The sequence below is a fragment of the Streptomyces sp. NPDC057638 genome (assembly GCF_042800315.1).
Lineage (GTDB): Bacteria > Actinomycetota > Actinomycetes > Streptomycetales > Streptomycetaceae > Streptomyces.
In genome coordinates this window covers 1-4,601 of record NZ_JBHVHF010000452.1, presented here as the reverse complement: position 1 = coordinate 4,601, position 4,601 = coordinate 1, and the positions used below count along the sequence as shown (strand labels likewise).

The window sequence follows — 4,601 nt, the reverse complement described above, 5'->3', positions numbered from 1 at the left end:
GCGAGACCGGCACCGGAGCCGAGAGCGCCACCGCCGAGAAGCGCTTCGGCTACGACAGCGCCGGACGGCTCACCAGCGCCTCCTCACCCAAGGGCGACAACGCCTACGAGTACGACGACCGCGGCCAGCTGCTGAAGTCCACCGGCCCCTCCGGCAACGCCAGCTACGCCTACAACCCCGACGGCCAGCTCACCAGCCGCACCGACGCCGCCGGAACCTCCCTGTTCACCTACGCCCGCCAGCGGCTCAGCACCACGAAGGACGCCCTCACCGGCACCACCCAGAGCTATGGCTACGACGTCACAGGCGCCCTGGAGCGGGTCGACTACGGGCCCGGCCACAGCCGTTCGGTGACCTACGACACCCTTGGCCGCGTCGACACCGACACGGTGAAGAACAGCGCGGGCCAGCCCCTGTCCTCCGTCGACTACGGCTACGACACCGGCAACCAGCTCACCTCCAAGACCACCACCGGCACCGCCCGGCCCGGCACCAACACCTACACCTACGACGACCTCGGCCGCCTCACCTCCTGGACGGCCGAAGGCGCCACCACCGAGTACGGCTGGGACGACAGCGGCAACCGGATCAGGAACGGCACCAAGACCGCCACCTACGACGAACGCAACCGGCTGCTGTCGGACGGCGACTACACCTACGACCACACCCCCCGGGGCACACTCGCGACCCGCACCAGCTCCGGACTGACCGAGAACTACACCTTCGACGCCTTCGACCGGCTCACCCAGGCCGGGGAGTCCAACACCGCCTACACCTACGACTCCCTCGACCGGATCGCCTCCCGGGGCATCACCGACTTCACCTACGCGGGCCTGGCCCCCGACCCGGTGAAGGACCAGTCCGCCAGCTACGGCCGGGGCGCCGCCGACGAACTCCTCTCCGTCGCCGAAGGCGCGGGCCCCGCCCGGCTCACCCTCGACGACAAGCACGGCGACATCACCGGCACCCTCTCCGCCACCAACGGCGCCGCGACCACACTGGACGAGTCCGCCGCCTACGACCCCTTCGGCCAGCGCCAGGGCCTCGCCGACGTCTCCGGCAACGCGGGCTACCAGGGCGACTTCACCGACCCGGCGACCGGCCAGATCTCCATGCACGCCCGCTGGTACGACCCCGGCACCGGCACCTTCGACTCACGCGACGCCGTCCAGTACACGGCGGGCGCCTCCACCCTCGCCAACCGCTACACCTACGGCGCCGGAGCCCCCACCAACTTCACCGACCCGGACGGCAACTGGCCGTGCAGCAGTTGGAACGACTGCAAGAAGAAGGTCAAGAAAAAGGTGAAGGCGGGCCTGAAGAAGGCCGCGGAATGGGGCAACAAGGGCCTCAAGTACGCCAGCAGTGTCTGGAGCGGGGTGGTGTGGGCGGTCACGAACCCGATCGCCGCCGTCAAAGCCTCCCTCAAGGCCCTCGGCAAGGCCGCGAAATGGGTGGGGAAGAAGACCGGCATCACCGACGCGTACAACGCGGTCGTCTCCGGCACCAAGAAGCGATGGGACGACGGCACGCAGTGGCTCAAACGAAAGGCGGAGGAGGCCAAGAAAGCCGCCAGGGAGTACAAGCGCCAGATCACCAAGCGGGCCAAGGCGGCGGTCGTGACCGCCCTGAGGTCGACCTCGATCGGGAGGCATGTCCTCGCCCTCAAACCGCTGCTCGCCGCCGGAGTCGCGATCGTCAGCTCCCTCTCGGACGTGCCCGCCGCGCTCGTCGACGAGGCCCGCAACGCCGTGGCCGATATGGCGACGGCCGCCGAAGCCATCCGTGAAGCCGCGGTCCGGAAGGTCGGCGAGGTGGTGGAGAGCGTCACCGAGGCCGTGGACTGGGGCGCCGTCTGGGAGGGCACCAAGACCGGCCTCAACGTCCTCGCCGAGGTGACCGGCTACAACGACCTCAAGAGCTGCGTCACCCAGGGCGATATCGAAGCCTGCGCCTGGACCGCCGCCACCATCGCGGGAGCCCTGGCGGGCGGCGCCGGAGCGGGAGCCGTCCGCGGCGCCCGCGCGGCCCGCATGGCGAGCAAGGGCGCCTCCCACGCCGACGGCATCGCCGACGCCACCCGCGGCGGCCGCACCCTCGACCGCGTCGAAGCGGTGACGAGCTGTGTGGAGACGGCGGTGGCCGTGGCCGGGAACAGCTTCCTGCCCGGTACGAAGGTCCTGATGGCCGACGGCTCCCGCACACCCATTGAGAAGGTCCGCGAGGGCGACACAGTCCTGGCCACCGACCCGACGACGGGCAAGACCTCCCGCCAGAAGGTCACCGCCACGATCACCGGCTCCGGCGAGAAACACCTCGTCGAACTCACCCTCGACACCGACGGCCCCCGCGGCACCACCACCGGGAAACTCACCGCCACCACCGGCCACCCCTTCTGGGTCCCCTCCCTGAAGAAGTGGCTCAAGGCCGGAGAACTCAAGCCGGGCCAGTGGCTCCACACGGGCGCGGGCACCTCGGTCCAACTGGACGCGGTCCGCGCCTGGACCCAGAAGGCCGCCGTCTACAACCTGACGGTGGACCGGGCGCATACGTACTATGCGCTGGCGGGGGCGACGCCGGTCCTGGTCCACAACGCAGAGCCCTGTAGATTTCCGTGGTCGAGCGGTCGAGTTTCGGCTGCCGTTCGAGCGATTAATGAAGGCCGAACCAAGATCACGGTGGGTTCGCGCTCCGAAGCGGAGGAGATCTTCTTGGGGAGGTTCCAGGGCGACGGTTACCGAAATGCGGCCGGATTCGACGGCAAAGGCACCCGGCAGTATTTCGGTTCGAAGAGTGGAACATACCACTGGGATGATCAGCTCGGTACGGATGGTCGGGTGCTCGGGCATGGCGCTGACAACAGGGATGGCGACCTGCCGCATCTCCAGATTCACACATTTGAAGATTCAGAGTATGGCGGTTCGATCATTCGAATCTCTTGGGAGGAGTAGGGCTCATGCGTATCGAAGTCGTAAACCGCCTCGTCATGACAAGAGGTCTGGTGTCAGCGCGCCGCCAGCCCAGTACTCCGCACTTCTACGCCTGGGTTTGGGTCTCTCCGTTGAGGGAGGGCAAGTTCAGGATCTCCACGGTTGAAATCCCCAAGTCCATCGTGGATCAAGACGCTTGTTTCGGAGAAGAAGATATTGAACGTGCTCATGCGGCTACCGTTGAGACGGTCGCACAAGTCGACGCGGAGGTACGGAAGCTTGGCGTCGACCCAGAAACTCTCGACGCCCCCTGGAAGAGCGAATTCCCTCTGTAGTGAGGGATCGTTCACACGCGCAGGGTAGGGGGTGCGGTAGCCGGGCGGGGCGATGACTCACACCATCAGCTCTGTCGGTGCCCCGTCGACGCCAGCAACCCCGCCAACGCCTCCCGCGCCCCCATCAGTCCCGCGATCCGCCCGTCCAGTCCCGCCAACTGCGTTCGCAGTGTCCCCGCCGTGCACTGGTGGAAGCTCGGTCCCGGGCCTTCCACGCACGGCAGGACGTCGCGGATCACGTGCGTGGAGAGTCCGGCCGTCAGGAGGGCGCGGATATGGGCCACCACCTCGGGCGCGTCCTCGCCGTAGCGGCGGTGGCCGCTCGGGGTGCGCAGGGGGACGAGGAGGCCCTGTTCCTCGTAGTAGCGCAGGAGTCGGGGGCTGACGCCCGTCTCGCGGGCCAGGTCGCCGATCTTCATCGTCATGTGAACCCCGTCACGAACACTTGAACCTCACACCGATGTCAGATCCTACGGTGGCCCCATGGGCACCGCGCCCATCATGAGACCCAAGGACCACGACCATGAACGCATCTCTCGTCCACCGCAGCGGCGTCAACACCATCGCCACCGCCGATGACCTCGCCCCGCTCGCCTTCGCGGGCTACGCCCACTTCACCGCCATGCAGGTGCGCGAGGGGCGGGTGCGGGGGCTCGATCTGCATCTGGAGCGGTTGCGGGCCGCGTCCGTGGAGTTGTTCGGGCGGGCGGTGCCCGAGGAGGAGGTGCGGGCCGCGCTGCGGACGGCCATCGCCGCCGGGCCCGCCGATGTCTCGCTGCTCGCCACGGTCTACTCACCGGCGGGGGAGTTCACCGTCGCCGGGCCGGAGGTGGCGCCCGAACTCCTGGTGCGGACCGGCCCGCCCAGTGACGGTCCGGACGGGCCGCTGGACCTCGCCGTGGTGGAGCACGAACGGACGCTCGCGCAGATCAAGCACGTCGGCGAGGTGGCCAAGACCTACTACCTGCGTCAGGCGGTCGCGGACGGATTCGACGACGCGGCCTTCCTGGACCGGAAGGGCCGGTTCAGTGAGGCGTCGATCTGGAACCTGGCCTTCTGGGACGGGGAGTCCGTGATCTGGCCCGAGGCGGACATGCTCCTCGGCACGATGATGGGGACCGTGCGCCGCCAGCTCGACCGCCTCGGCGTTCCCCAGCTCTCGCGGGAGGTCACGCCCGCCGACGTACCCGCGCTGGCCGGTGCGGTGGTGCTGAACTCCTGGACCCCCGGCGTCCCGGTGTCGCGCATCGGGGACGTACGGCTGCCGGAGGCGCCGTCCTTCGTGGAACTGCTGCACCGGGCCCACCGGTCCGAGCCGCTGGTGGCCCCCTGAATC

Annotated in this window: 4 protein-coding genes; 3 read left to right on the top strand and 1 reads right to left on the bottom strand. The window is 68.6% G+C overall.

The genetic code is table 11. From position 1 onward, the window contains the following. Together ACFVIM_RS33020 and ACFVIM_RS33015 are read left to right on the top strand one after the other, a co-directional pair. The coding region (locus ACFVIM_RS33020) for a polymorphic toxin-type HINT domain-containing protein (protein ID WP_384309435.1) at positions 1–2,951 on the top strand (2,951 nt) is incomplete at its 5' end. Positions 2,952–2,956: 5 nt separating this feature from the next. Further along, on the top strand, positions 2,957–3,265 hold the full coding sequence (locus tag ACFVIM_RS33015; RefSeq protein ID WP_384309432.1) for a hypothetical protein: 309 nt from the start codon (positions 2,957–2,959) through the stop codon (positions 3,263–3,265). A gap of 65 nt (positions 3,266–3,330) precedes the next feature. On the opposite strand, the gene ACFVIM_RS33010 is transcribed toward ACFVIM_RS33015, so the two are convergent. After that, positions 3,331–3,690, bottom strand: a complete 360-nt coding sequence (locus ACFVIM_RS33010) for a MerR family transcriptional regulator (RefSeq protein WP_384309430.1) — start codon at positions 3,688–3,690, stop codon at positions 3,331–3,333. 98 nt (positions 3,691–3,788) lie between these two features. Between ACFVIM_RS33010 and ACFVIM_RS33005 the strand changes: the two genes are divergently transcribed. Beyond that, positions 3,789–4,598: an aminotransferase class IV family protein gene (locus tag ACFVIM_RS33005; protein ID WP_384309427.1), complete on the top strand. Its 810-nt coding sequence runs from the start codon at positions 3,789–3,791 to the stop codon at positions 4,596–4,598. Positions 4,599–4,601: the final 3 nt, after the last annotated feature.

Excerpts from the sequence above, each read along its gene's own strand:
- ACFVIM_RS33005 (WP_384309427.1), top strand. The coding sequence starts at position 3,789 with ATGAACGCATCTCTCGTCCACCGCAGCGGCGTCAACACCATCGCCACC.
- ACFVIM_RS33010 (WP_384309430.1), bottom strand. The coding sequence starts at position 3,690 with ATGACGATGAAGATCGGCGACCTGGCCCGCGAGACGGGCGTCAGCCCC.
- ACFVIM_RS33015 (WP_384309432.1), top strand. The coding sequence starts at position 2,957 with ATGCGTATCGAAGTCGTAAACCGCCTCGTCATGACAAGAGGTCTGGTG.